Origin of the sequence: Microbacterium sulfonylureivorans, from assembly GCF_003999995.1 — a bacterium.
Lineage (GTDB): Bacteria > Actinomycetota > Actinomycetes > Actinomycetales > Microbacteriaceae > Microbacterium > Microbacterium sulfonylureivorans.
The window spans coordinates 1,217,602-1,240,618 of the sequence record NZ_RJAD01000001.1; the positions used below are offsets into that span (position 1 = coordinate 1,217,602).

18 protein-coding genes are annotated in these 23,017 nt (G+C 68.7%); 7 read left to right on the plus strand and 11 right to left on the minus strand.

Annotated elements, in window-relative coordinates; all coding sequences use genetic code 11:
• The first annotated feature begins 155 nt into the window (after window positions 1-155).
• The gene (locus EER34_RS05380; protein WP_127473498.1) at window positions 156-368 is read left to right on the plus strand and encodes a dodecin family protein; all 213 of its coding nucleotides are present in this window, start codon (window positions 156-158) and stop codon (window positions 366-368) included.
• A 107-nt stretch (window positions 369-475) separates the two neighbouring features.
• Here EER34_RS05380 and EER34_RS05385 read toward each other — a convergent pair whose 3' ends face one another.
• The 3 genes from EER34_RS05385 to EER34_RS05395 form a co-directional block, all read right to left on the minus strand.
• Window positions 476-1,513 carry an ABC transporter permease gene (locus EER34_RS05385; protein ID WP_205791383.1) on the minus strand — a complete coding sequence of 346 codons (1,038 nt, stop codon included), beginning with the start codon at window positions 1,511-1,513 and terminating at the stop codon, window positions 476-478.
• Between the two features lie 26 nt (window positions 1,514-1,539).
• Entirely contained in the window at window positions 1,540-3,039 is a 1,500-nt protein-coding gene (locus EER34_RS05390) for a sugar ABC transporter ATP-binding protein (protein ID WP_205791385.1), read from the minus strand.
• A gap of 77 nt (window positions 3,040-3,116) precedes the next feature.
• Window positions 3,117-4,154 (minus strand): substrate-binding domain-containing protein, encoded by a 1,038-nt coding sequence (locus EER34_RS05395; RefSeq protein ID WP_127473500.1) that lies wholly within the window; start codon window positions 4,152-4,154, stop codon window positions 3,117-3,119.
• A 369-nt stretch (window positions 4,155-4,523) separates the two neighbouring features.
• Between EER34_RS05395 and EER34_RS05400 the strand changes: the two genes are divergently transcribed.
• On the plus strand, window positions 4,524-5,426 hold the full coding sequence (locus tag EER34_RS05400; protein ID WP_240642139.1) for an AraC family transcriptional regulator: 903 nt from the start codon (window positions 4,524-4,526) through the stop codon (window positions 5,424-5,426).
• An 81-nt stretch (window positions 5,427-5,507) separates the two neighbouring features.
• Here EER34_RS05400 and EER34_RS05405 read toward each other — a convergent pair whose 3' ends face one another.
• From EER34_RS05405 to EER34_RS05425, 5 genes are all read right to left on the minus strand, one after another.
• Window positions 5,508-8,369, minus strand: coding sequence for a glycoside hydrolase family 97 N-terminal domain-containing protein (locus tag EER34_RS05405; protein WP_164743457.1), 2,862 nt, complete (start codon window positions 8,367-8,369; stop codon window positions 5,508-5,510).
• A 312-nt stretch (window positions 8,370-8,681) separates the two neighbouring features.
• Complete coding sequence (locus EER34_RS05410) at window positions 8,682-9,641, minus strand: aldose 1-epimerase family protein (RefSeq protein WP_338067928.1); 960 nt, start codon at window positions 9,639-9,641, stop codon at window positions 8,682-8,684.
• Window positions 9,638-12,643 carry a tetratricopeptide repeat protein gene (locus EER34_RS05415; RefSeq protein WP_127473502.1) on the minus strand — a complete coding sequence of 1,002 codons (3,006 nt, stop codon included), beginning with the start codon at window positions 12,641-12,643 and terminating at the stop codon, window positions 9,638-9,640. Before EER34_RS05415 ends, EER34_RS05410 begins: the two co-directional genes overlap by 4 nt.
• Window positions 12,644-12,817: 174 nt before the next feature.
• The gene (locus EER34_RS05420) at window positions 12,818-14,491 is read right to left on the minus strand and encodes a SulP family inorganic anion transporter (RefSeq protein ID WP_240642141.1); all 1,674 of its coding nucleotides are present in this window, start codon (window positions 14,489-14,491) and stop codon (window positions 12,818-12,820) included.
• 52 nt (window positions 14,492-14,543) lie between these two features.
• Complete coding sequence (locus EER34_RS05425) at window positions 14,544-15,581, minus strand: GlxA family transcriptional regulator (RefSeq protein ID WP_127473504.1); 1,038 nt, start codon at window positions 15,579-15,581, stop codon at window positions 14,544-14,546.
• Window positions 15,582-15,679: 98 nt separating this feature from the next.
• Here EER34_RS05425 and EER34_RS17830 point away from each other — a divergent pair, with 98 nt between their 5' ends.
• Entirely contained in the window at window positions 15,680-15,802 is a 123-nt protein-coding gene (locus tag EER34_RS17830) for a hypothetical protein (protein WP_276317243.1), read from the plus strand.
• A 150-nt stretch (window positions 15,803-15,952) separates the two neighbouring features.
• Here EER34_RS17830 and EER34_RS05430 read toward each other — a convergent pair whose 3' ends face one another.
• Together EER34_RS05430 and EER34_RS05435 are read right to left on the minus strand one after the other, a co-directional pair.
• Window positions 15,953-17,218 (minus strand): glycosyltransferase, encoded by a 1,266-nt coding sequence (locus EER34_RS05430; protein WP_127473505.1) that lies wholly within the window; start codon window positions 17,216-17,218, stop codon window positions 15,953-15,955.
• 5 nt (window positions 17,219-17,223) lie between these two features.
• On the minus strand, window positions 17,224-18,441 hold the full coding sequence (locus tag EER34_RS05435; protein ID WP_240642238.1) for a glycosyltransferase: 1,218 nt from the start codon (window positions 18,439-18,441) through the stop codon (window positions 17,224-17,226).
• 110 nt (window positions 18,442-18,551) lie between these two features.
• On the opposite strand from EER34_RS05435, the gene EER34_RS05440 reads away from it, so the two are divergent.
• The 4 genes from EER34_RS05440 (at window position 18,552) to cls (ending at window position 21,789) form a co-directional block, all read left to right on the plus strand.
• Entirely contained in the window at window positions 18,552-19,148 is a 597-nt protein-coding gene (locus EER34_RS05440; RefSeq protein ID WP_127473507.1) for a hypothetical protein, read from the plus strand.
• A gap of 5 nt (window positions 19,149-19,153) precedes the next feature.
• Window positions 19,154-19,999, plus strand: a complete 846-nt coding sequence (locus EER34_RS05445) for an LLM class F420-dependent oxidoreductase (protein ID WP_476738921.1) — start codon at window positions 19,154-19,156, stop codon at window positions 19,997-19,999.
• Between the two features lie 90 nt (window positions 20,000-20,089).
• Entirely contained in the window at window positions 20,090-20,302 is a 213-nt protein-coding gene (locus tag EER34_RS05450) for a hypothetical protein (RefSeq protein WP_127473509.1), read from the plus strand.
• 11 nt (window positions 20,303-20,313) lie between these two features.
• Complete coding sequence (cls, locus tag EER34_RS05455) at window positions 20,314-21,789, plus strand: cardiolipin synthase (RefSeq protein WP_127473510.1); 1,476 nt, start codon at window positions 20,314-20,316, stop codon at window positions 21,787-21,789.
• An 18-nt stretch (window positions 21,790-21,807) separates the two neighbouring features.
• Here the strand turns inward: cls and EER34_RS05460 are convergent, their stop codons facing one another.
• Window positions 21,808-22,989, minus strand: coding sequence for an AI-2E family transporter (locus tag EER34_RS05460; protein WP_127473511.1), 1,182 nt, complete (start codon window positions 22,987-22,989; stop codon window positions 21,808-21,810).
• Window positions 22,990-23,017: the final 28 nt, after the last annotated feature.

Consider the following 23,017-nt stretch of genomic DNA (forward strand, 5'->3'; position numbering starts at 1 on the left):
CTCCTGAAATCAGCTCACGTCAAAAGTTGAGTCGTGATGACTCAAGTTTAGCAGTGAGCGGATGCCTCAGCAACGGCACGGCGCGTTTGTCCAGGGGTTGTTTCACCGGCAGGTCGGGAGAACTGTGGACGTACAGGCGAACAGAGGAGTTCATCATGAGCAATACGACGGTCGCGCGCATCACGACGATCACCGCCCGGTCCCCGGAGAGCTTCGAGGCGGCAGTCAGAGAGGGCGTCGCGCGCGCCCACTCGACCCTGCGCAACGTGAGCGGGGCCTGGGTCAAGGAGCAGAAGGTCGAGTGCACCGACGGCGCGATCACCTCGTACCAGGTCGCCCTCGAGGTGACGTTCGTCCTCGACGACTGAGCGGCTCGTTGCGGCCTCGCCGCGCCCGATCCGCGGCCGGCAACGGAACCGCCGCGCAGGCGATGCCTGCGCGGCGGTGGACCGGTCGCTCGTCAGAAGCGGGGACTTCAGTCCGGGATGCCGATCCGCCGCTCCCCCGAGCGGAGCTGCTGAATCATCACCGCGATCACGAGCAGCGTGCCCTGGGCGACGTTCTGCCAGAAGGTGTTCACCCCGACGAGCGTCATGCCGTTGGTGAGGACGCCCAGGAGGATGACCGCGAGGATCGTTCCGGCGACCGCACCCTTGCCGCCCTTCAGCGCCGCGCCGCCGAGTGCCGCGGCGGTGATGGCCTGCAGCTCGAGGCCCTCTGAGCCGGAGATCGGCTGGCCGGAACCCGTCCGGGCGGTGATGAGGATGCCCGCGATCGCCGCGACGGCGCCCGTGATCATGTAGACGCCGAGGATGTAGCGGTTGATGTTGATGCCCGCGAGACGCGAGGCGATGTTGTTGCCGCCCACCGCATAGATGTTGCGGCCGATGGACGTGTACCGCAGGACGACGTGCGTCAGGGCGGCGATCACGACCAGCACGAGGATCAGCATCGGAACGCCGACGATCGCTCCGCGCGCGAGGAAGACGAAGAACGGATCGGCGCCCGTGTAGCCCTGTGCGCGACCGTCCGAGATCAGCTGCGCGATCCCCTTGTACGCGGCGAGGGTCGCGAGCGTGGCGATCACCGGGTTCACCCGCCCGAAGACGATGATGCAGCCGTTCAGGAGACCGCACGCGACGCCGATCGCGATGGCACCCACGACACCGACGGCCGCCGAGCCGCTCGCGGTGAAGATCATCGCCGACGTGACCGAGGTGAGTCCCGCGATCGATCCGACGGAGATGTCCAGAGCACCGAGGATGATCACGACCGTCTGCACGACCGCGAGGAGGCCGACGATCGCGATGGCCGTGCCGATCACCTTGAGGTTGGCGACGGTGAAGAAGAGCGGATTCTGCAGGCCGATGATCGCCACGACGAGTGCGATCGCGATGAGCAGCGAGATGTTCTGCACGCCGATCGCCCGCACGACCCGCTTGAACGCGGGCACCGCCTCGGCTTCCGGTTCGCTGGCGACGGCGGCGGGCGGCCGTTCGGCTGTGGTTGTCACTCGGTGTTCCTTTCGGGTGGCGGCGTTCACGCGGGGACCGCCTCGTCCATCGCGAGCGCCAGGAGGTTCTCTTCGGTCGCCTCGGCGCGAGGCAGCTCCCCGGCGATGCGACCGTTGTTCATCACGTAGATCCGATCGGCGATGCCCAGCACCTCGGGAAGTTCGCTGGACACGACGAGCACGGCGACGCCCTCGTGCGCGAGGCGATCGATGATGGCGTAGATCTCCGACTTCGCACCCACGTCGATGCCACGGGTCGGCTCGTCGAGGAGCAGGATCTTGGGCTTGGTCGCGAGCCAGCGGGCCAGCACGACCTTCTGCTGGTTCCCGCCGGACAGATTCGCGACGAGCTGCTCTGTGGACGGGGTGCGGATCCGCAGCTGCGAGATGTAGTCCGATGCGAGCGCCTTCTCCGCGCGGTCGTTCACGAAGATCCACCGCGAGAGCGACCGGAGCACGACGAGCGCGGCGTTGTCGCGCACGGATCGCTGCATCAGGAGCGCTTCCGCCTTGCGCTCCTCGGGAGCGAATCCGATGCCGGCGCGGATGCTGTCGGCGGGCTGCCGGATCCTGCGCTCGCGACCCGAGACGAGGATCTGTCCCGATCGCACGCCGTAGTCGCCGGCGATCGTCTTCATGAGCTCGCTCCGGCCGGCACCGACCAGCCCGGCGATGCCGACGACCTCGCCCGCTCGCACGGTCAGATCGATGTCGGAGACGAACTCGTTGCCGACACCGCGCAGTTCGAGAACCGCACCCCCGAGGGCCGCGGGCTCGCGGTGGAAGAACTGGGTGAGGTCGCGGCCGACCATGAGTCGGACGAGTTCCGCGTGGTTCGTCTCAGCCGCGATCTTCGTGCCGACGAACGCACCGTCTCGCAGGACCGTGATCCGGTCGGCGAGCTTGAAGATCTCGGCCATGCGGTGGGAGACGTATGCGATCGCGACGCCCTCCGACTGGAGCTTGCGGATGAGGTCGAACAGGATGTCGACCTCCTCGTCACCGAGCGACGAGGTCGGCTCGTCGAAGCAGATGATGCGCGGGCGGCTGACCACCGCCCGCATGATCTCGACGATCTGGCGCTGAGCCGGCGACAGTTCGGAGCCGAGCGCATCGGCGCGGATCACGCGATGGAAGCCCCAACGGCGAAGCTCGGCGCGGGTCTTCTCGAGCAGCGCCCGCCTGTTGTACACGACGCCGCCGAGGTTTCCGACGTAGATGTTCTCGGCGACGGACACAGCCGCGAGGATCTCCGGCTCCTGGGCGATCACTCGCAGTCCCGCGCGACGGGCGTCCGCGGGGTCGTCGAACACGACCGGCTCGCCGCCGATGGCGAGCTCGCCGTCGTCGGGGCGGTAGTCACCGTTGAGGATCTTGAGGAGAGTGGACTTGCCCGCGCCGTTCTCACCCATGAGGGCCGTCACCTCGCCGGCGCGAAGTTCCAGGTCCACGCCGCGAAGCGCGCGCACCGGGCCGAAGCTCTTGGTGATCCCCGCTGCTCGCAGCGCAATCGGTTCGACAACCACGTTCGTGCCTTTCATCGTCGACGGCAATGGGTGTTCCTGTGGGGCGACCACGCGGCCGCCCCACAGGAAGGCGCGGGTCAGGTGCAGACCACTCCGGCCTCTTCCCAGTTCGTCGCGTCGACGATCTCGGTGTTGGCGATCGTCTGCGGCGGGAGTTCGACGTCGTTCTTGAGCAGGTCCACCATCGAGTTCACAGCCGCCTTGCCCACCTCGACTCCGGAGATGAAGAGCGCGGCCTTGTTGCCGGTGTCCTGCCCGGCCTTCCAGTCCTTGCACGTCAGGTAGGCGCCGAGTCCGACGCCGATGATGTCAGCCGGAGCGACGCCCGAGTTCTGGAGGGCGGTGACGACGCCGGTCTCGTTCTCGTCGTTGCAGCCCCACACGATCCAGTGCTTGACACCCGCATTGGCCGTGATGACGGCGCCCGCCTTGTCCTGCGCGTCCGTGGCGGAGTTGTCGGTTCCGACGTCGATCACCTCGGGCCCGTCGGGGACGGCGGAGCTGAAGGCCTCGGCTGCTCCCTCCACGCGCTGCTGGCAGACCGAAAGGTCTTCCTTGTACGCCGAGAGGATGCGGGTGTCCGCCGCGGTCCAGCCGGCCTCCTGGTAGAGGCGAGCCGCCTCCCCACCGACCTTCTCGCCCATCGAGGTGCCGTCGAAGCCCGTGAACGGAGCCGCGTTGCCGTCACTGTCCTCGATGGTGTCGTCGGCGGCCATGATCGGGATACCGGCCTCCTCGGCCAGCTGGATCACCTGCGGGCCGATCTGCTGGTCGGGCACGACGATGATGATGCCGTCCACGTTCTGAGCGATGGCGGCCTCGACCTCGGAGATCGCCTTGTTCGAGTCCGTCCCGAGGTCGACGACGTTGACGCTCACACCGCCGGCTGCCTCGGCGGCTTCCTTGGCACCGTTGGCCTCGTCGATGAAGTACTGCTGGTCACCCTGCTTCTGCAGGAACGCGATCGTCAGCTGTCCGTCGTCGGCACCTTGTGCCTCGGGAGCGCTCGACGTCTCCATGCCGCTCGAACAGGCGGTCAGCGCCACGAGGCTGAGAGTCGCTGCACCGGTGGCCAGCGCGCGGCGCCAGTGTGCGCGACGTTCTTGATTCTTCATCCGCGTTCCTTCATCTTCGTTGATCTGCCGACCGTCCGGCCGGGTGGATGTCCACTTCGGGCATTTTCGAAACTAGAACCGCCCATGGCCTTCGTCGTAGGACTATCGAACGGAGTACATGGACAATCATCTGGAGCCGGAGGACGACACTCACTTCGCGTCGCAATCTGCCCGTCCGACGTATGGAGGAGAGTCGGCGTTCTGCCGATCGTTACGCGAGCACGGCGATCTCGCCTGCACCGTCGGGGCGCGGTCAGGATGAGAGCAGCCTGACCCGGCTGCCCGCAGCCCGGCGTCGGCCCGACTGTTAACGCTCACACCGAATCTCACCTGATCGTCGGGATCCGCGCTCTCGATAGGGTGGGCCACGTGGCAGAGGCTATGGACGAATCGCCGGAGCCGTCGGCACCGAGTTATCGCATCGAGGGTTTCGCCAATCAGCGCCTCTGCGTCGTGCCGCGACCGCAGGTCGACGCGGCGCTCGCCCGCCCGGGCACCCGGCGGCTCACGGTGACGGACGCCGGGTACTTCCCCGCCGCCATGGGCCACCGGAGGATCCGGTCGAAGGGCGCCGCGGAGACGATCCTGCTGCTCTGCGTCACCGGCCGCGGCAGCGTCACGATCGCGGGCGAGACGTACTCGCTCACCCGTTCGATGTGCATCACGATCCCCGCGAACGCCCCCCACGCGTATGAGGCCTCCCTCGACGACCCGTGGAGCATCTGGTGGCTCCACGTCCGTGGCAGCGACGTGGCGGACCTGACCGGAGCGGTGCTCGGACAGCAATCACCCGTCACGTCATTGCGCTCGCTCGACCGCGTCGCAGCACTCTTCGACGAACTCGTGACCGCCCTCGAGCGTCGTCTGTCGCCGGCCCAGCTGCTGACAGCGTCGGGGATCGCGTGGCATCTCCTCACCCGGATCGCGGCCGACAGCGTGCTGCCCGCCGAGGGATCCCCGCTGGAGAGGGCCATGCGTTATCTCGAAGCACGGCCGGATGGAAACATCCAGGTCGGCGAACTCGCCGCGATCGTCGGAATGTCACCCTCCCACCTGAGCGCACTCTTCCGTCAGGCGACCGGCGGAGGACCGGCGGCCTTCCACTCTTCGCTGAAGATGGCACGCGCACGGAGCCTGCTCGATACCACCTCGCTCTCCATCAGCGAGGTGGCGACGGCGATCGGGTACGCGGATCCGCTGTACTTCTCGCGACACTTCCGACGCCTGCACGGCGTCAACCCCTCGACCTACCGCGCTCAGCACAAGGGCTGAGCGCCGTGCAGGATCCGAGCGGGCCGGCCGTCAACCGCAGAAGGGGGCGCTCGCGCGCCCCCTTCGCGTTTCGCACATCGCTCAGATGCTGAGCGGCGCTCCCCAGATCTTCACCTCGGCGAGCGACAGGATCCCCGGTGATGCGAGCCTGACCAGCACGTAGCGTCCGGTCGTGCCCGACGGGAGCGTGAACGTCGACGGACTGCTCGCCCGCTTGCTCGCATGCGTCGACCAGTCGGCGGCGGCTTGGAGGGTCGCTGCCGATGCGCTCGCATCAAGCGGCGTGTCCGAGACGAACACGTAGTAGTCCGAGAGCCGCGACCCCCACCCGCCGTCCGTGCGATTGAACAGCTCGATGCTCGACAGCGGCTTCACGGCCCCGAGGTCTGCCCGCCACCATGGTGCCGTCGTCGCACTGGGGTCGGTGTGCGAAATCGACCCGCCTGCCCAGTCGCCGTTGTCGTCTCCGTCGATCGCCTTGGAGGCGGCGTTCGAGTTGTACGTCGTCGATTGGGACGCAACGGCTCCGGCGGCGAGGTTCACAGCGCGAGGACCGTGCACGGAGACCTCGGCGAGCGAAAGGATGCCGGACCCATCGAGCCTCACCATGACGTAGCGTCCGGCGACTCCCGCGGGCAGTGAGAAGCTCGACGGCGACCCCGCCGCGACGGTCTGATGCGTCGACCAGTCCGCCGCCGCCGCCTGCTGGCCGGGCGTCTGCGCCGTGTTGAACGGCGTGTCGGAGACGAACACCCAGTAGTTCGAAAGGCGCGTGCCCCATCCGCCGTCCGTTCGGTTGGCCACCTCGACGTTCGTCACCGGGGTCACCGCGCCGAGATCGACCTGCCACCACGGCTGCGCGGTGTCGTTCGTGTGGCTCACCGACCCGTTGGCGTATACCCCGTCCGGGTTCCCATCCGTCGCCCGAGACGCAGCGCCTGTCTTGTAGGTCGAGGACTGCGTCGGCGTGATGCCCTCGGCGAGGCTCTTCACCGGCGTCAGGCGCACCGTGTACCCCGTGCCGGCCGGCAGTGCCGGGCGCAGCACCGAGGCGGAGTCGACGATCGCCTCGTTCGCAACGACCCCGGCGGACACGTTCGTCGGATCGCTCTCGACGATCGCGGCACGATAGTCGACACCTGAGCTCAGGAATGACAGCGGGATCGTCGCCGTCCGGGCGCCGTTCGTGAGACTCGCGACCCACCATTCGTCACCCGACTTGCGGGCGACGGTCGCGTGGCTCTCGATCTTGGACTCGAGGACCACGGTCGTGTCCCAGGTCGTCGGAAGGTCCTCCCACTGCTCGCGGGACTCCTTCATCGACGCCGGGGTGTCGTACCAGTACAGGGTCGTGAGCGCGCTGAAGAACGCGATCGGCGCGGCGAATCGGAACGATCGAGGATTCGGGCCCTCTTCGTAGTGGCCGCCCAGGCCCGCGACCGGGATGGTGATGTTGCGGTCGCTCCACGTGTGATCTGCCGTGCCGACCACGCCCCGCGTGAAGAGCGACTTGATGTCGACGGCGGGTGTGGGCGCCTCCTCATCCCCGCGGATGCCCTCCATGGTGAGGATGTTCGGGAACGTGCGCTCGAGACCCGTCGTCAGCATCTCGTCGTGGATGTTGATGACGAGCTGCTGCTGGGCGGCGAGCCTCACCCAGTCGTAGACCATCTTGGTGGTCTTCTGCGATCCGACGGGGACGAATCCCAGCTTGAGCCCGTCGATCCCCCATTCGTCGGCGTACATCGCGAAGAGATCGTCCAGCATGCCGTTGTTGTACTGCGTGAGCAGCGCACGCCAGTTGATGTACAGGATCACCTTCTTGCCGCGGGCTTCCGCATAGTCCGCAATCGCCTCGGGGTCGAAACCGGCGATCGGCGTCCACGGGTCGCTGGCGTAGTCGTACTCGCTCCCGTACCAGCCCGCGTCCACCGCGAGATAGTCGATCTTGCGCGCGACCATGGTGTCGACGACGCCTTGGGCGGCTGCCGTGTTGAGCTGCATCGGACGGACGTTGGTCCCGGCCTGGATCCACGACGTGGTGGGGAAGATCGCCGGGTCGGGCGCCGGCGAGAGGGTCTTCAGAAGGTGCCCGTTCTCGACCAGTTCGCCCTCGTCGTCGCCGGTCAGCACGACACGCCACGGCGTCGAGAACGCAGAGGCGCTCACGTCGACCGTGGCCGGGGTGAGGCGATAGGCGGTGAGGGTGCTGTCGGTCCCCGTCGCACCGTCGAGATGCGCCTTGAGTGTTCCGGCGGTGCCCGTCGGCTTCAGGAACATCCGGGTGTAGTCGAGCTGGTTCGCCTCCGTGATCGTCGCGGCATACCCGGTTCCGACCACCGTGAGCGGGCGCGCGTAGGTGGCCGCAGTGGAGGTCATCGCGCTGACGGCCGTCTTCTTCGGAGCGGTCTGCTGCGACGTCGTGTGGACCCAGGCATTCGCCGAGTTCACCAGGTTGAACTGGGTGGTCTCCTGGCTGATGGTGAACGACGTTCCGGACTTCTGCGGGAAGACGTACTTGAAGGCGACGCCTTCGTCGGAGACCCTGAAGACCACGTCGAAGGCGAAGTCGTTCGCCTTCGTCTTCAGAGATGCCGTGTACTGGGCGTGCTTCTCGGGCACGACCTTCTGTGCACCGAGATTGTCCACCCAGGTTCGATCGACGGTCGTGACCGTCGGAGTCGCGAGCAGTTCCACGCCTTCGCTGAAGTCAGCCGCCGTCGTCGTGAATCCGAGGAGCGAGTCCTCCACGACGACATTGCCGTCGTGCAGGACGGAGTAGTGGGGGAGAGAGTCGTCCCCGATCCAGAACTTCGCCACGTCGCCGGCGTCCGGCGAGGAGATCACGTCAGGATCCGCCGCCGTCGTGGATCCCGCCGCAAGGGCCGGCGCAGCCGTGACCACGGCGAGCCCCGCGAACACGAGCGCGGCGGTTGCAGACATCGCCACCCCGCGTCGCGCCAGCCCTCTTCTCGCCCATCGATTCACACCACGCACCATGCACACACCTCTTCACTGAGAGCGGACTCGCCGATCGGGCTTCATCGCCGATGATCCTTCGGCCTCATGCCGGGGCGAGTGTCCGGTTCGGACAGGTCCGACCGTAGGGCGCGAAGACCCTCGAGCCACAGGACGATCGAACGGAGAACATAGACGTTCCTCTGATCCGTGTCCGGGGGCGATCGGACCGGAGGCGAGCCGCAGAGGCATGGCCGGGAGCGCGGCCGGACACACCACCGGGAAGGACCGCAATGCTCAGGCGCGCGGCATCCGCTGCCCGTCGACCGCGCGGATGCTCCACGCTGCGCTGACGGTCGCTCCCGGCTCGACGGTCGCGAGGTCGCGCTTGGAGTTGAGGGCGTCCGGGGGACAGGTCGTCGGCTCGACGGCCACCGCATGCCGATGGCTGCCGGTGCCGGGCCCGTCTGCGGTGTAGATCTGAACCCACGGGCAGCGTTCGTCCCAGACGACTTCGGCGCCGTCGCCGTCCGCATCGAGCACTCGGACTCTCGCAGCCCCGTCGGGGTCGCGCACGAGCCCGGTGAACGCATGGTTGAGCGTGGTGTCGCCGATCGTCCGCGAGGTGCGGAAGTCGAACCGCGCATCCCCATCGCGGACATCGACGGAGCCGACCGGGAGGAGTCGCTCCGGATCGACGAGAACCATCTCCGTCGCGGGGATCTGCAACGACCACGCGTCGATCGCACGCGGACGGGCCGGCCCTGCGACGAGGTACGGATGACCGCCCATGCCGAAGGGCGCCGCCGTATCGGCCTCATTGAGGGCGACGACCTCCTGGTCGAGTCCGTCCGCGCTCAGCCGGAAGATCGTGTCGACTCGGACCCGCCACGGATACCCGGGCTGTGGTTCGATGGTCGCGCGAAGCGTGAGTGCGTCGGCGCTCTTCGCGACGGCGACGAAGTCGAGCCAGGCAACGAGGCCGTGCGCCGCGTTCATGAGCTCGGGTTCAGTCAGCGGCAGGCGGTGTGTACGCCCGCCGAACTCGTACTCGCCGTTCGCCGTCCGGTTCGGCCAGGGCGCCAGGAGCGCGCCTCGCATCGAAGGCCTCAGCTCATCCGCACCGAACGGCGCGATCAGGTCGCGGTCGCCGCGACGGAGTGCGCGCAGCGACGCGCCGATGCTGGCGACGTGCGCCACGTGGTCTCCCGCGCGGAGAACGTGCTGAGTGCCGGAGACCGGTGTCGGCACCGTCACTCATCCGTGTCTTGCCGAGCGAAGAGCAGCAGTTCGGGATGGCTCGTCGCGAAGTACTCGGTCACTCCGTCGTCGCGCACCGGCGCGGGCGGCGTGTACGGCGACCGCCTCTCCCCGAGCGTCGCCGGCGGCTCGGTCGGCGGCAGCCCGAGTGCGGCGATGGTCGTGTCCCATGCGCCGATCGCCTGCCCCTCGCCGCCCTCCCACGGATGGAAGGACCGTGTCGCGAGGATCTCGTGTGCATCGGAAGCCCGGCCCTCCGCCACGAGGGCGCGGACGAACTCGATTGTGAAGTCGTCCCTCGTGAGGATCAGTTCCCGGATGGGAAGCAGCGATTCGAGGCGCCGGGCCGTTGTCTCGCCGAGTCGAATGACGAGCTGGTCGTGCTCGTATCGCAGCCGCGCATCGTCGGGTGCCTGGTCGATGGCTCGCTCGTAGAGCTCCAGCGCCCGCTCGTCATCGTGAGCGATGTTGTATGCCGCCAGCGCCGAGTTGCGCAACAGGACCGGGTCCGCGAGGCCGAGCGCGATGGCGCGCTCCCAGGCCGCGAGGGCCGTGCGCCGTCGCCCGCATGCATAGAGCAGCATGCCCAGCAGCGAGAGCGCGACGGCATCCGAAGGATCTGCGCGCACGGCGCATTCGAGTGCGTCCAATGCATCGAGGCCATGAGGGAACGCCCACGTGCGGTCGGCATGACGCGCCCTCTCGCGGTAGGCCGCTGCCTCGTCGTTCCTGCCATGCCTGTCGAGCATCGCAGCAGCGATGTAGTGCGCGATGGGTCGCACATTGCCGGCTCCGGTGACCGGCGCGTCCGCAGCCCGCTCAAGGAGGCGCAGCGCCGGATCGGTCTCCCCCGCGCGGGCGAAGTCGAGTGCGATGTCGAGGAGCAGCCCCGGGTCGTCGTCGATCGGACTGCCCGCGAGCGACCGAAGGGTGGCATCCAGCGGATCCACGGCGAGCGCACGGTGCACCAGTGCAGACGCAGCCGCGTGGTCACCCGACCTCTGCAGGAGCATGGCGCGCAGGGCCGTCCGACGGGTGTCGTGGCTCACGACGCCGTCGAGCGTGTCGAGGACGCGCAGCGCTGCGCGGTTGCGGCCACGACGTGCGAGCAGCCGAGCCAGTTCGACTCCTGCGGCCGGGGCCCACGAGGCATCCCATCCCGCCTTTCCGAACGCCTGTTCGGCCTCGCCGTCACGACCGAGCCGATGGAGGATCAGACCCATGAGGTAGAACACCTCGGCGTCGGGCGGGTTGGCGTTTCGGCGGGTGAGCCGGGCGGCGGCGGTGCGGGCGAAGTCGAGCGCCCTCACGTACTGGCCGGAGCGGTAGTGGAAGTCTGCGAACGCGAGGTTGGTACGGACGTCGGAAGGATCACGGGAGAGGGCAGCTTCCCAATACGGCAGGGGCGAGCGAGTCGGGTGCCGGTACTGGCTCAAGTGCAGGCCGGTGAGGTAGAGCTCCTCGACCGAGTCGATCTCTTCGGGGACGGGAGGCTCGTCAGCCACCCAGGGCTCCTCATCCGAGAACTCCGTCGGCGTCCACCGCACAAGGAGCCGGCCGGCTGCATCGACGAGTTCGACCGCGACGCGCTCGTCCGCCACGAGACCGCCGGCTCTGACCGACTCCGGGATGCCCGGCACGAGGTCGTGCGTCGCAGATGCAACCACCTCGGCATCGCGCAGGATCCGCAGGACGGCACCCGGCTGCGCGGAAGTGACGGCGAAGGTGGCGGCGATCCCGCCGTCACGGTCGACGTTGACGGCGGCGTCCGGGGTCGCCTGATGAGCGGGCCCCATCGCGGGGATCGGGTACCAGTACTGCGAGAAGACCTTCGTCTCTCCGGGCAGCAGCCACGAGAAGTCCGGCTGGTTGTCGGTGTAGACGCCGGCCATCAACTCGACGTATGGCCCGTCGCCGTCCGTCAGCTGGTCGTCCCAGGCGTGACCGAAAGGCGCATCGCCCCACGTCCACTGCTTCTTGCCCGGCGAGAGCCGGCGCTCGGCCCAGTGGACGAACCCCGCTCCGGCACCGTGGTCGTATCCGCCGAAGAAGTCCTCCTGCGAGTCGACGATCATGTACGAGGTCGGGACCGGGATGTTCCGGTAGAAGTCGATGCGGTCCGCACCCGGTTCTTCAGCGGCGAGCGCCGGATAGTCGACGTTGTAGTAGGGACGATCCGCTGCCGGAAAGGCCGTCAGCGCGCGCCGGGCGTGATCGGCGACGTACCGGACGTCCTCGGGGAAGAACGACTGGTAGTCGTCGTTCACCCGCGCGGCGACGTTCGCCCACCAGAGGAAGGTCTGCCGTTCGCTCGTACGGTTGTGGAGCCGCACGACGAGCTCGACGACCGAGCTTCCGGGGCTGAGCTTCACGCCATGCTGCGCCGACATGCGGTTGAACGGCTCGTGGTCGTGGCACCACACCGTCACCGACCCGTCGTCGCCGTTCTCGATCGCCGTCTCGACCGGCAGGTACGTCGCAGGGCGGTGGTGCTGCGGCCAGTTGAACTCGACGCCGCCGCTGATCCAGGGCCCTGCCAGCCCGACGAGCGCCGGCTTGATCACGTTGTTCCGGTAGAAGAAGTCGTAGTCCGTCGTCTTGTCGTAGCCGATGTGGATGCGGCCGCCGAGTTCGGGAAGAACGACCAGGCGAACGTGCTCGTTCTCGAGATGGATCGCCTGCCATGCACGAGGAGCGGCGTCGTCGGCAACGCGCTCGGTGAAGGGGATCGGATACACCTTTCCGCTCGACCCCTGGTAGACCCGATGGTCGAGATACATGGGATAGACGCTCGGATCCTGCGCCTCGTAGGTCCGGATGGTGAGCGGTTCGCTCCACGCGACGGCGCCACCTTCGTCCAGCGCGGTGCGGACGTCCGCGGGCGGCTCGGGCAGCACGATCTTCCCGTCCGCTTCGTCGGCGCCGGCTTGGACGCCCTTGCCGAGCGTCCCGGCTGCCGCGTCGAGCGCGGCCGCGATCAGCGTTGGGTCGGCGGTCATCGGTGCATCCTCACGGCGTGGCGTCCTCCATCGGACGGGAGCTGAAGTCAGGGCGACACGAGGGGGTCATGTCGCGCACCTTCGACGGTAGGCGGATGCCGTCGCGCCGAGTATGGGGAGAACGCGGGGATAGATGGACGATTCGATGATCGATCCGTCGTCGGCGTCGGCGTCTCAGCGGGCCCCGCGGTCGATCTCGTCGCGAGCCTCCGCATACGCCTGCCGAAGCGTCGCGCCGACCCATTCGGTGCCCTTGTAGATGTTCCGCTCGCCGATGTCGTCGAGCAGGCCCCCCGCCTCGAGCTGGTCGATCACTCGGTCCTCCGTCGCGACGACCTTGAGGCTCGAGCCCGCGTCGGCGAGACGGTGCGCGAACCGCCGCAGCACGTCGACGAGCGACAGCCCGATCTGGTCGGTGCCCCGCAGCCGCACGATCACGACGGCGTTGCGCGACTCGCGCCTCACCTCGGGCAGCTGCTTCTCCAAGATCGGCGAACTCGCGAAGAAGAGACTGCCGTAGGGCTGCAGGACGAGCACTTCGCCGCCGCGCACGACAGGAGGTGGGTCCGACTCGCGCAGCCGGCCGTCGGCTGCGATGTCGACGGCCCGCACGCGCACGTGATTGGACTGCTGTGCGACGTAGAGGATGATCCCCAGGCCGACCCCGGCGAGCACCGCGAACTGCAGCGGGATGATCAGTGTCAGACCGAAGGTCACCGCCATGATCGATGTCGGCAGCGGCCCGGACTTGATGACCGAATACACCCGGCTGGGCTTGATCGCACCGAACCCGACGACCATGAGCAGGCCGGCGAGCGCCGGCATCGCGACGAACGCGACGAGGTCGGAGGCGACGAACACCACGACCGCCATGACGGCGCCTGCGATGAAGAGGGCGAGGCGGGTCTTCGCCCCCGACTGGACGATGATCGACGATCCCGACATCGAGCCGCCCACGGGCATTCCCTGGAAGAGCCCGGCGACCAGGTTCCCCGCGCCCTGGCCGATGAAGTCCCGGTTGGCATCGGCGGGCCGGCCGTCGACCGTCGGGATCCCGGCCGAGACCGCAGCACCCTGCACGAGCCCGATGAACGCCAGCGAGATCGCCGGCACGATCAGGGCGGGGATGTCCGCGACGCTCGGCAGCACGGGCGCCGGCAGCCCGCGCGGCACGTCCACGATGTCACGCAGCTGCCCGACGGGGTCGCCCACCCAGATGTTGAGCACCACGGCGCACACCGAGCCGACCACGACGGCGACCACCAGCCCGAGACTCCCTACGCGGGTCGGCCGGAGCACGACGATGATCAGGATCGTGATCGTCCCGACGACGATGGACGCGATGCTCCACTGCCCGATGTGCAGCAGGACGTCGAACGTCTTCGTCAGGCGGTTGGCGCCGCGTGCGGCGTAGCCGGTGAAGTTCGAGAGCTGACCCAGGATGATGTTCACGCCGATCGCGGTGATGAAGCCCGTCATCACCGGCGTCGGCACGAACGCCACGAGCCGCCCGGCGCGGAGCAGTCCCGCGACGACCATCACGATGCCCGTCAGGATCGCGAGCGTGAACAGCGCCCGATCGGGATCGGGCGTCGCGTCGAGCCCCGCGTCGGAGACGACGAGAGCCATCGCGCTCGTCGCCTGGACCGCCATGAACGCACTGCTGGTGAAGACCGCCGCGCCGACCATCCCGAACAGATACGCGTACAGACCCGCGAGGGGGTTGACGCCCGCGAGCAGCCCGGCGGCGAGCCCGTCGGGCACCGCCTCCACGCCCAGCACGAGGCCCGCGGAAGCATCCTTCCCCAGCGTCTTGCGGGAGAACCACCGCTTCGGATCGATCCGCACGGTCACACCGTAGCGAGCGCCGGTCGTGCGGTCGTCGCCCGAGGCGGGTGGTTCAGGCGACCGGTTCGAGGACGCCGGCCTCGTCGCGCCGCCGCTCGCCGATCGACGAGGCCGGCCGGCCCGCGGCATCCATCGCCTCACGCGTGCAGCAGAAGCGGGCGCGGTATGCGGTCGGCGTCGTGTCGAGGACGCGTGCGAAGTTCTGCCGCAGGACGGCGGCGGAGCCGAAGCCGCTCTCGTATGCGATGCGGTCGAGGCCGAGGTCGGTCTTCTCGAGCAGGCGCTGTGCGTGGATGATCCGCTGCCGGGCGAGCCAGGCCGCCGGCGTCGCGCCGTAGTCGGACTTGAATCGCCGCGCGAACGTCCGCGGCGACATGTGGGCCTTCGCGGCCAGCTGATCGACGGTGAGCTCGAGGCGGAGGTTCTCGACCATCCAGTCGGTCACCGGCGAGAGCGACAGCGACGCCACCTCGGGCAGCGGCCGATCGATGAACTGCGCCTGACCGCCGTCGCGCTGCGGCGGGACCACCATGCGGCGCGCGATCTTGTTGGTGAGCTCGGCTCCGAGCTCCTGGCGCAGGAGGTGCAGGCAGGCGTCGAGCCCGGCGGCCGTGCCGGCGCTCGTGATGACCTTCCCGTCCTGCACGTAGAGCACGTCGGGGTCGACGTCGACGGCGGGGTACATCTTCGCCATGATGTCGGCGTACATCCAGTGGGTCGTGGCCCTGCGCCCGTCGAGCACGCCGGCCGCCCCCAGGATGAACGATCCGCTGCACACGCTCAGCACCCAGGCGTCGCGGGCGACCGCGGCGCGCACGGCGTCGAGCACGCGCTCGTCGGCGTTCGCCCAGTACTGGCGGGGCGTGGGCGAGACCACGACGAGGTCGGCCTCGTACGCGAAGGCGAGGTCGAGGTCGACGTTGATCGAGAAGCCCATCTTCGACTGCACGACACCCGGCTCGGGCGTCACGATGCGGAAGTCGAAGTTCGGGATGCCGTCATCCGATCGGTCGAGCCCGAAGGCCTCGCATGCGACGCCGAACTCGAACGGCGCGAACCCGTCCTGGACGATGACGGCGACCGTCTTCATGTCGTACCTCCTGCGTCGAACCGCCATGGCAGTATTCGTGCGATGTGTGTCCATCCTGCCACTGTTGGCAGTACAACCGCAAGCGTAGCGTTACTGCCATGTTCATGGTGATTCTTCTCGCAGCCCTGTCCGCTGTCGCGGTCGCCTCGACGATCACGGCACTCCGCAACGACGGCTACCACCGTCTCCCCACCGATCCGGCCCGCCTCCCCCACCCCTGACCCCCCGCCCCCTCCCGCCCCTCTCGCCCTCGGCGGTTTGTGTGGAGAACACGCCGCCTTCCACGCCAGGCGAGCGGCACCTTCTCCACACAAACCGCCGGGCACGCGAGGGGCACGAGAGGGGGGAAGAGGGGCGGGAGGATCCCGCGGTCAGGACGTGACGCGGGCGTAGACCTCGACCATCGCGGCGGTGCGCGACGACTGACGGAACCGCTCGCGGATCGACCGGTCGACCGCCGGCGCGGTACCCGCCTCGATGTCGGCGGCCGCGCGGCGCAGTGCCGCGGCGAGCGCGGCGGTCGAGGCATCCGCCGTCGCACCGTCGCCGACGGGCCAGAAGCCCGTGCCCAGCTCGGCGGCGATGTCGGGATCGCTGATGATCGAGGGCGTTCCGAGCGATGCGGCCTCGAACGGGGTCATGCCCTGCGTCTCGAAGCCGATCGAGGTCTGCACGACGGCGTCCGCGGCCGCGATGCGCCTCAGGGTCACGTGATACGGCAGCCGGCCGGCGAAGGAGACGGATGCCGTCAGCCCGTGTCTGTGGACGAGCCTCTCTGCCGCGCGCAGCTGTCCGCCGCCGCCGATCACCTCGACGTCGGCGCGCACGCCTGACTCGGCGAGGGCCGTGAGGAACGGAAGCAGGCGCTTCTCGGGGCTCATGCGGCCGAGCCACACGAACCGCGGAGGTCCGGGCGCGCGATCCGCGGACGCGGCGTCGAGCGCGCCATCGAGGATCTCGTCGTCGATGCCGTTCCAGACCACGTCGACCCCGATGCCGGTCAGCGGCGCATCGAGCCGGCGGGCCCGTCCGTGGTCGCCCGTGGGCACGACGCCGTGCTCCTCGAGCCGGCGCGCGAAGTGCGTCGACGGAGCCGTCACGGCATCCGCCCGCGTCGCGAACCGCACCAGGTACGCCCAGCCGTCGTCGCCCTCGGCGTCGGCGCCGGACTGCACGCCGAGGACCCGGCGCTGCCAGGAGTTGAGCACCCGCAGCACGAGCGACGGAAACGGCGCGGTCGCCTCGATGCCGACGTCGACCCGGTTGTGCATCGTGTGCACGATCGGCAGTCCGTGCCGGGCGGCGAAGCGATGGCCGATGAACGCACCCCAGAAGTCGCCCTGGATGTGCACGACGTCGACTGGCGGACGCGCGTCGAGCGCGGAATCCACCCACCGGTCCGTGCCCCGGCCGGGCCACGACATCGAGTACTCGCGATCGAGCGTGATCGGAATCGACGGGACGTCGAGGTACGCGGCATCCGGCGCGATCGCACGCCCACGAGGGCCGTGGACGGCGGGCGCCACGATCGTGACCGTGTGCCCGGCGAGTTCGAGGAACCGGCGCTGGAGGCGCATCGACACCTGAGCCCCGCCGAGCGTCTCGACGTGCTGATCGCCGAACATCACGACGTGCACGGCGGCTACTCGGGGAGGGGTTCGTCGCGGTAGAGGGCTTCGAACGTCTCGAGGGTGCGCTTCATGTCGTGCACCTTCACGCCCTCGAGCGACGCCCGCTGCATGCGCAGGCGGGCTTCGGGCGTGAGCGTGAGCACCGCGGTGAGCTTGGCGGCCAGGTCGTCGACGTCGCCGGGCTCGAACAGGTAGCCGTTCTCGCCGTCGTGCACGAGGTGCGGAAGCGCCACCGCGTCGGCGGCGACGATGGGCAGACCCGACGCCATGGCCTCCATCGTCGCGATCGACTGCAGCTCGGCGATCGACGCGATGACGAACAGGCTCGCGCCCGTCAGGTACCCCTTGAGCTCCTCGTCGGTGGTGTGGCCGTGGAACGTGACGCGGTCGGCCAGACCGAGCTCATGCGAGAGGTCTTCGAGGTTGCGCCGCTGGTCGCCCTTGCCGACGATGTCGAACGTGACGTTCAGTGCGGGGTCGAGCCTGGTCATCGCGCGCAGCACGACGTCGATCTGCTTCTCGGTCGTGAGGCGGCCGACGAAGACCAGCCGGTTCGCGTCGCGCGGAGTGAGGTCGGCGGTGTAGTTCGAGGCCTCGATCCCGCAGCTGATCGGGATGACGCCCTCGATGTCGATCGTCTGCTCGAGGAAGTCGGCGGCCTTGCGGGTCGGGGTCGTGACCGCGCGCGTCATGCTGAAGGTGCGCGCCGCGTCTTCCCACGCGAGCTTGATCGCGTACCTCGTCCACGACGCCGGGAGCACGGTGAAGTCGAGGACGTTCTCGGCCATCACGTGGTTGGTGGCGACGATCGGGATGCCCCGCTTGCGTGCCTCGCGGGTGAGACCGCGCCCGATCACGATGTGCGACTGGATGTGCACGACGTCGGGCTTCACCTCGTCGAGCACGCGGCGTGCGTAGTGCTTCGATCGGAACGGCAGCACGAAGGTCAGCCAATCGTGCGGGTACCACCGCCACGCCGGGAGGCGGTGCATGGTCATGGGCTCGCCCTCGATCACCTCGGTGAAGGTGCCGTGCTGACGGTGGGTCGCGCTCGGGGCCATGACGTGGACCACGTGGCCGCGCGCGACGAGACCCGCCGCGAGGCGCTCCGCGAAGCGGGCCGCTCCGTTGACGTGGGGGAGCCAGGTGTCGGCGCCGATCAGGATCGTCAAGGGGCGCTTACTCACGGCGTCGGCGGGAGTGTCGTCGGGCGTCGCGGACTCGGTCACGGGGATGCGGGGGCCTGTCTGTGCGGCGGGGGCTGCGCGGCGGACAAGAAGGTGATCGCGCGGCATCCACTGTACCCGAGGGGGTTCCGAAGGCCCTTTACGCTGGAGGCATGCCCCGACTGCAGGCCGACGCCGATCCGACTCTCTGGGTGCCGGTGACCGAATCCATCGGCTTCAGAGGACGCCGCCACCGCAAGGCCGCGATCCGGATGCTGCTCTCGCAGGCGAACACCGCGATGGGCGCCGCCGAGCGGCCCGGCAGCGGGATCGCCGCGTGGGCGATGAGCCAGGCCGCGCCCTTCCTGATGCGCCGCGCCGCCGGACGCGTCCTCGTGTGGGTGTGGAAGGCGGATGCCGAGCTCGTCGTCGTCATGGCGCAGGTGCAGGAGGCGACGGCGCAGCTGCGCACCGCCCGCGCCATGATGCCCATGGAGTACGACGACACCGAGTCGTTCCGCAGCGCCTACCTCGGCGTCGGCGAGAAGCTCGAGATGGCGCTGCCGTCGGACCCGCGCACTCCACCGTTCGCGACCTACACCTGGGACACCGGCACGCACTTCGTGACGGTCACCGCGGTCTGCTCCGACCGTGAGCGGTTCGGCACGGTCATCGGCTCGGTCGACGATCTCGCCCGCACGGTGCGCATCGTCGACGACCTCGCGGTGGGCGAGTCGCCGTCCGTCCTGCGCATCGAGCCGAGCAGCTGAGGAGCATCCGCGTGACCGACACCCGGCATCCTGCCGCCCACCGTCCGTTGCGGATCGGGGTGCAGCTCGCGCCCCAGCACGCGTCGTACGGCGCGTACCGCGACGCGGTGCTGCGCGCCGAGGACCTCGGCGTGGATGCGGTCTTCAACTGGGACCACTTCTTCCCTCTGACGTCACCGCTCGAGGCCGAGCACTTCGAGGCGTGGACGGTGCTCGCCGCCATGGCCGAGCAGACCGAGCGTGTCGAGTTCGGTCCGCTCGTGAACTGCAGCTCGTACCGCAATCCCGACCTTCAAGCCGACATGGCCCGGACCGTCGACCACATCAGCGCCCGCGCGGGGGCGACGGGCCGCCTGATCTTCGGCACCGGGTCGGGCTGGGCCGAGCCCGACTACGACGAGTACGGCTACGAGTTCGGCACCGTCGGGTCGCGCCTCGACGCCCTCGCGGACGACCTGCCGCGCATCCGCGCCCGCTGGGACCGGCTGAACCCCGCGCCCACGCGACGTATCCCGATCCTCATCGGCGGGCAGGGCGAGCGCAAGACGCTGCGGCTCGTCGCACAGCACGCCGACATCTGGCACACCTTCACGAAGCTCGACGACATGCCCCGCAAGATCGGCGTGCTGCACGAGTGGTGCGCCCGCGAGGGCCGCGACCCCGCGGAGATCGAGCTCTCGACCGGCTACACGATCCGCGGCTTCGGACCGCTTCTCGAGACGGATGCCCCGGCCCGCCTGTACGAGCTGGGCTTCCGTCTCATCATCCCCGCCATCGACGGACCCGACTACGACCTCTCCCCCCTCGGCCCGCTCCTCGAGTGGCGCGACCGCGTCAACAGCGAGATCTGAGGCGAATCATCCCTCGCGGGTGAAGAATGCGCGCTCTCTTTCCCGCACGCTGGCAGGAACCGGTTCACCGCTCGCGCTGGAAGGACGGCAATGTCCGCGCATCTCGTCGAAGTCGTCGTCACCGGCCGTCTCGGCCCCTCGCTCCTCGTCGCGCTCGACGGCTACGATGTGACGACTCGCGACGACGGGACCTCCAGCGTCACCGGCGTCATCGAGGATCAAGCAGAGCTGCGGGGTCTGCTCGGGGTCTTCGACGGTCTCAACATCGAGGTCGTGTCCGTCAACCGCGTCACCCCCGCCTGAAGGAGCACCGCATGTTCACGATCGCCGAGTCCGGGCCGTTCTGGCCCCTGATGCTCCTGGCGGTCGTGGCCATCGACATCGCCGCCCTCATCTTCGTCCCGCGAGGGCGGAAGCCGACCGCCGCGATGGCGTGGCTGCTGCTCATCATCCTGCTGCCGTTCGTCGGCATCGTCGTGTTCCTCCTCATCGGCAGCTTCCACCTGCCGAAGAAGCGCCGCGACGAGCAGGCCCGCATCGACGGGCTGATCCGCGGCGCGGTCACCGCGCAGAATCTCGACACCACCGGGTCCGACTGGCCGCGCTGGTTCCAGCGCGTCGTGCAGCAGAACGAGGCGCTCACGGCGCTCCCCGCGTCGTTCGGGAACGAGGCAACCCTCCACGGCGACTACCAGGAGTCGATCGACGCCATGGCCGCCGAGATCGACACGGCGACGACGTTCGTACACGTGGAGTTCTTCATCGTGGCGTGGGACGACACGACCCGAGAGTTCTTCGCCGCCATGGAGCGTGCCGTCGCTCGCGGCGTCACCGTCCGGCTGCTCGCCGACTACGTCGCCACCCGTCGCCTCGGCAACTGCAAGGCGACCCTCGCCGAGCTCGACCGGATCGGCGTGAAGTGGGCGTGGATGCTGCCCGTCATGCCGCTGAAGGGCAAGTACCAGCGCCCCGACCTGCGCAACCACCGCAAGATCGTCGTGGTCGACGGGCGCGCGGGGTTCATGGGCTCGCAGAACCTCATCTCGCGCGACTACGACTCCGAGAAGAACATCAAGCGCGGCCTCAAGTGGCAGGAGCTCGTCACGCGGCTCACCGGGCCGGTCGTGGCATCGCTCAACGGGGTCTTCCTCTCGGACTGGCTCATCGAGACGGGCGAGGACCTCCGGGCGACGGCGCACGTGCCCGCGACCCAGCTCGAGCGCTCGTCGTCACCCGACGCGCTGCTCTGCCAGGTGGTCCCGAGCGGCCCCGGCTACCCGACCGAGAACAACCTGCGGCTGTTCCTCTCCCTGATCTACGGCGCAACGGAGAAGGTCATCCTCACCTCGCCGTACTTCGTGCCCGACGAGGCCATGGTCTACGCGATCACCACCGCCTGCCAGCGCGGACTCGAGGTGCAGCTGTTCGTCTCGGAGATCGGCGACCAGGGACTCGTCTACCACGCGCAGCGGTCGTACTACACGCCCCTGCTCGAGGCCGGCGTGAAGATCTTCCTGTACCCGGCGCCGTTCATCCTGCACTCCAAGCACTTCTCCATCGACGACGACATCGCCGTCATCGGCTCCTCGAACATGGACATCCGCTCGTTCAGCCTCAACATGGAGGTCTCGATGCTCGTGCGCGGGAAGTCGTTCGTCGACGCCATGCGCGAGGTCGAGCAGGGGTACCGGGATGCCGGCCGCGAGCTCACCCTCGAGGAATGGCGCAACCAGCCGGGCAAGGCCACGTTCCTCGACGGCCTCGCACGTCTGACGTCCGCCCTGAACTGACGCCGCGCGCTGCGGCGCTCAGACCTTCAGGTCCTGCTTCGGCACGACCACCTCGCGGATGATCAGCAGGATCGACGCCATCACGGGCAGCGCCACGAGCACCCCGATGATGCCCATGAGCGCGCCGCCGACGAGCGCCCCGATCAGCACGAGCGCCGCCGGGATCGCGATCGCCTTGTTCATCACGCGCGGGCTGACCACGTAGGACTCGAGCTGGATGTAGATGAGATAGCACACGGCGAAGATGAGCGCCTGCGTCGGGCTGGTGAACAGCGCCACCCCGGTGCCGATCACGAGGAAGATCACCGAGCCGAACAGGGGGATGAGCGTGATCACGAAGGCGACCACCGCCATGAGCGCCGGGAAGGGCAGTCGGATCACGATGTGCAGGACGAACACGACACCGGCGTTGAGCGCCGCGAGGATGACCGACCCGATGAGCGCACCGCCCACCGAGTCGGTGATCCGCTCGGTGATGTTGCTCAGCCGCGGACGGCTGTGGGCGGGAGCGAGCGCGTAGAAGGCGCCCTTGATCGAGGAGAGCGACGCGAGGAAGTAGAGCGTCAGGGCGACGACGACGAACGACGCCGAGATGGCGCTGACGATGCCGATGCCGACCGCCAGCACCCCGCCGCTCAGTGCGGCGATGGTCGAAGGGCTCGAGATCCAGTCGCCGAGCTGGTGCATGCCGACGAGGATCGCGTCCTGCGTGTCGGCGTCGAGCGCGCCGAACCATTCGGTCGACGGAATGCCGAGGATCGTCTCCGGGATCGCCTCGACGAACTCGCCGATCTGCGCGAGCACGGGCGGCAGCACCCAGATCAGGAACGCGGCGAAGAGCAGGGCGAAGGCGCCGAACACGATGGCGATCGCAGCGCCCCGCTTCATCCGCCGGCGCTCGAGCCTGCGGACGATCGGGTCGAGACCGACTGCGAGGAACATCGCGAGGACGATGTAGACGAGGATCGTCGAGATCGAGCCCAGTGCACTGCCGAGCAGAAGCGCGCCGATCACGCCGATGGTCGTCAGGAAGCCGAGGGCGAGCGGCTTGTCGAGCACGGCCAGCACACCGGCGAAGTGGCCGGGCCGTGGGATCGGCGCAGGGATCGGAAAGTCCGCGTGTCCGGGTTCGCTCGGAGTGATCGCGTCGGCAGCGGTGACGTTCGGCTCCGAGGCATCCCCGCGGTCGGCTTCATCCATGCGGTCATGATGGCCGCACGGATGGGCC

Bases quoted from the DNA above. Each gene is read 5' to 3' on its own strand.
- EER34_RS05380 (WP_127473498.1), top strand. From the start codon at position 156: ATGAGCAATACGACGGTCGCGCGCATCACGACGATCACCGCCCGGTCC.
- EER34_RS05395 (WP_127473500.1), bottom strand. From the start codon at position 4,154: ATGAAGAATCAAGAACGTCGCGCACACTGGCGCCGCGCGCTGGCCACC.
- EER34_RS05405 (WP_164743457.1), bottom strand. From the start codon at position 8,369: ATGTCTGCAACCGCCGCGCTCGTGTTCGCGGGGCTCGCCGTGGTCACG.
- EER34_RS05415 (WP_127473502.1), bottom strand. From the start codon at position 12,643: ATGACCGCCGACCCAACGCTGATCGCGGCCGCGCTCGACGCGGCAGCC.
- EER34_RS05425 (WP_127473504.1), bottom strand. From the start codon at position 15,581: ATGAAGACGGTCGCCGTCATCGTCCAGGACGGGTTCGCGCCGTTCGAG.
- EER34_RS17830 (WP_276317243.1), top strand. From the start codon at position 15,680: ATGTTCATGGTGATTCTTCTCGCAGCCCTGTCCGCTGTCGCGGTCGCC.
- EER34_RS05440 (WP_127473507.1), top strand. From the start codon at position 18,552: ATGCCCCGACTGCAGGCCGACGCCGATCCGACTCTCTGGGTGCCGGTG.
- EER34_RS05450 (WP_127473509.1), top strand. From the start codon at position 20,090: ATGTCCGCGCATCTCGTCGAAGTCGTCGTCACCGGCCGTCTCGGCCCC.
- cls (WP_127473510.1), top strand. From the start codon at position 20,314: ATGTTCACGATCGCCGAGTCCGGGCCGTTCTGGCCCCTGATGCTCCTG.
- EER34_RS05460 (WP_127473511.1), bottom strand. From the start codon at position 22,989: ATGGATGAAGCCGACCGCGGGGATGCCTCGGAGCCGAACGTCACCGCT.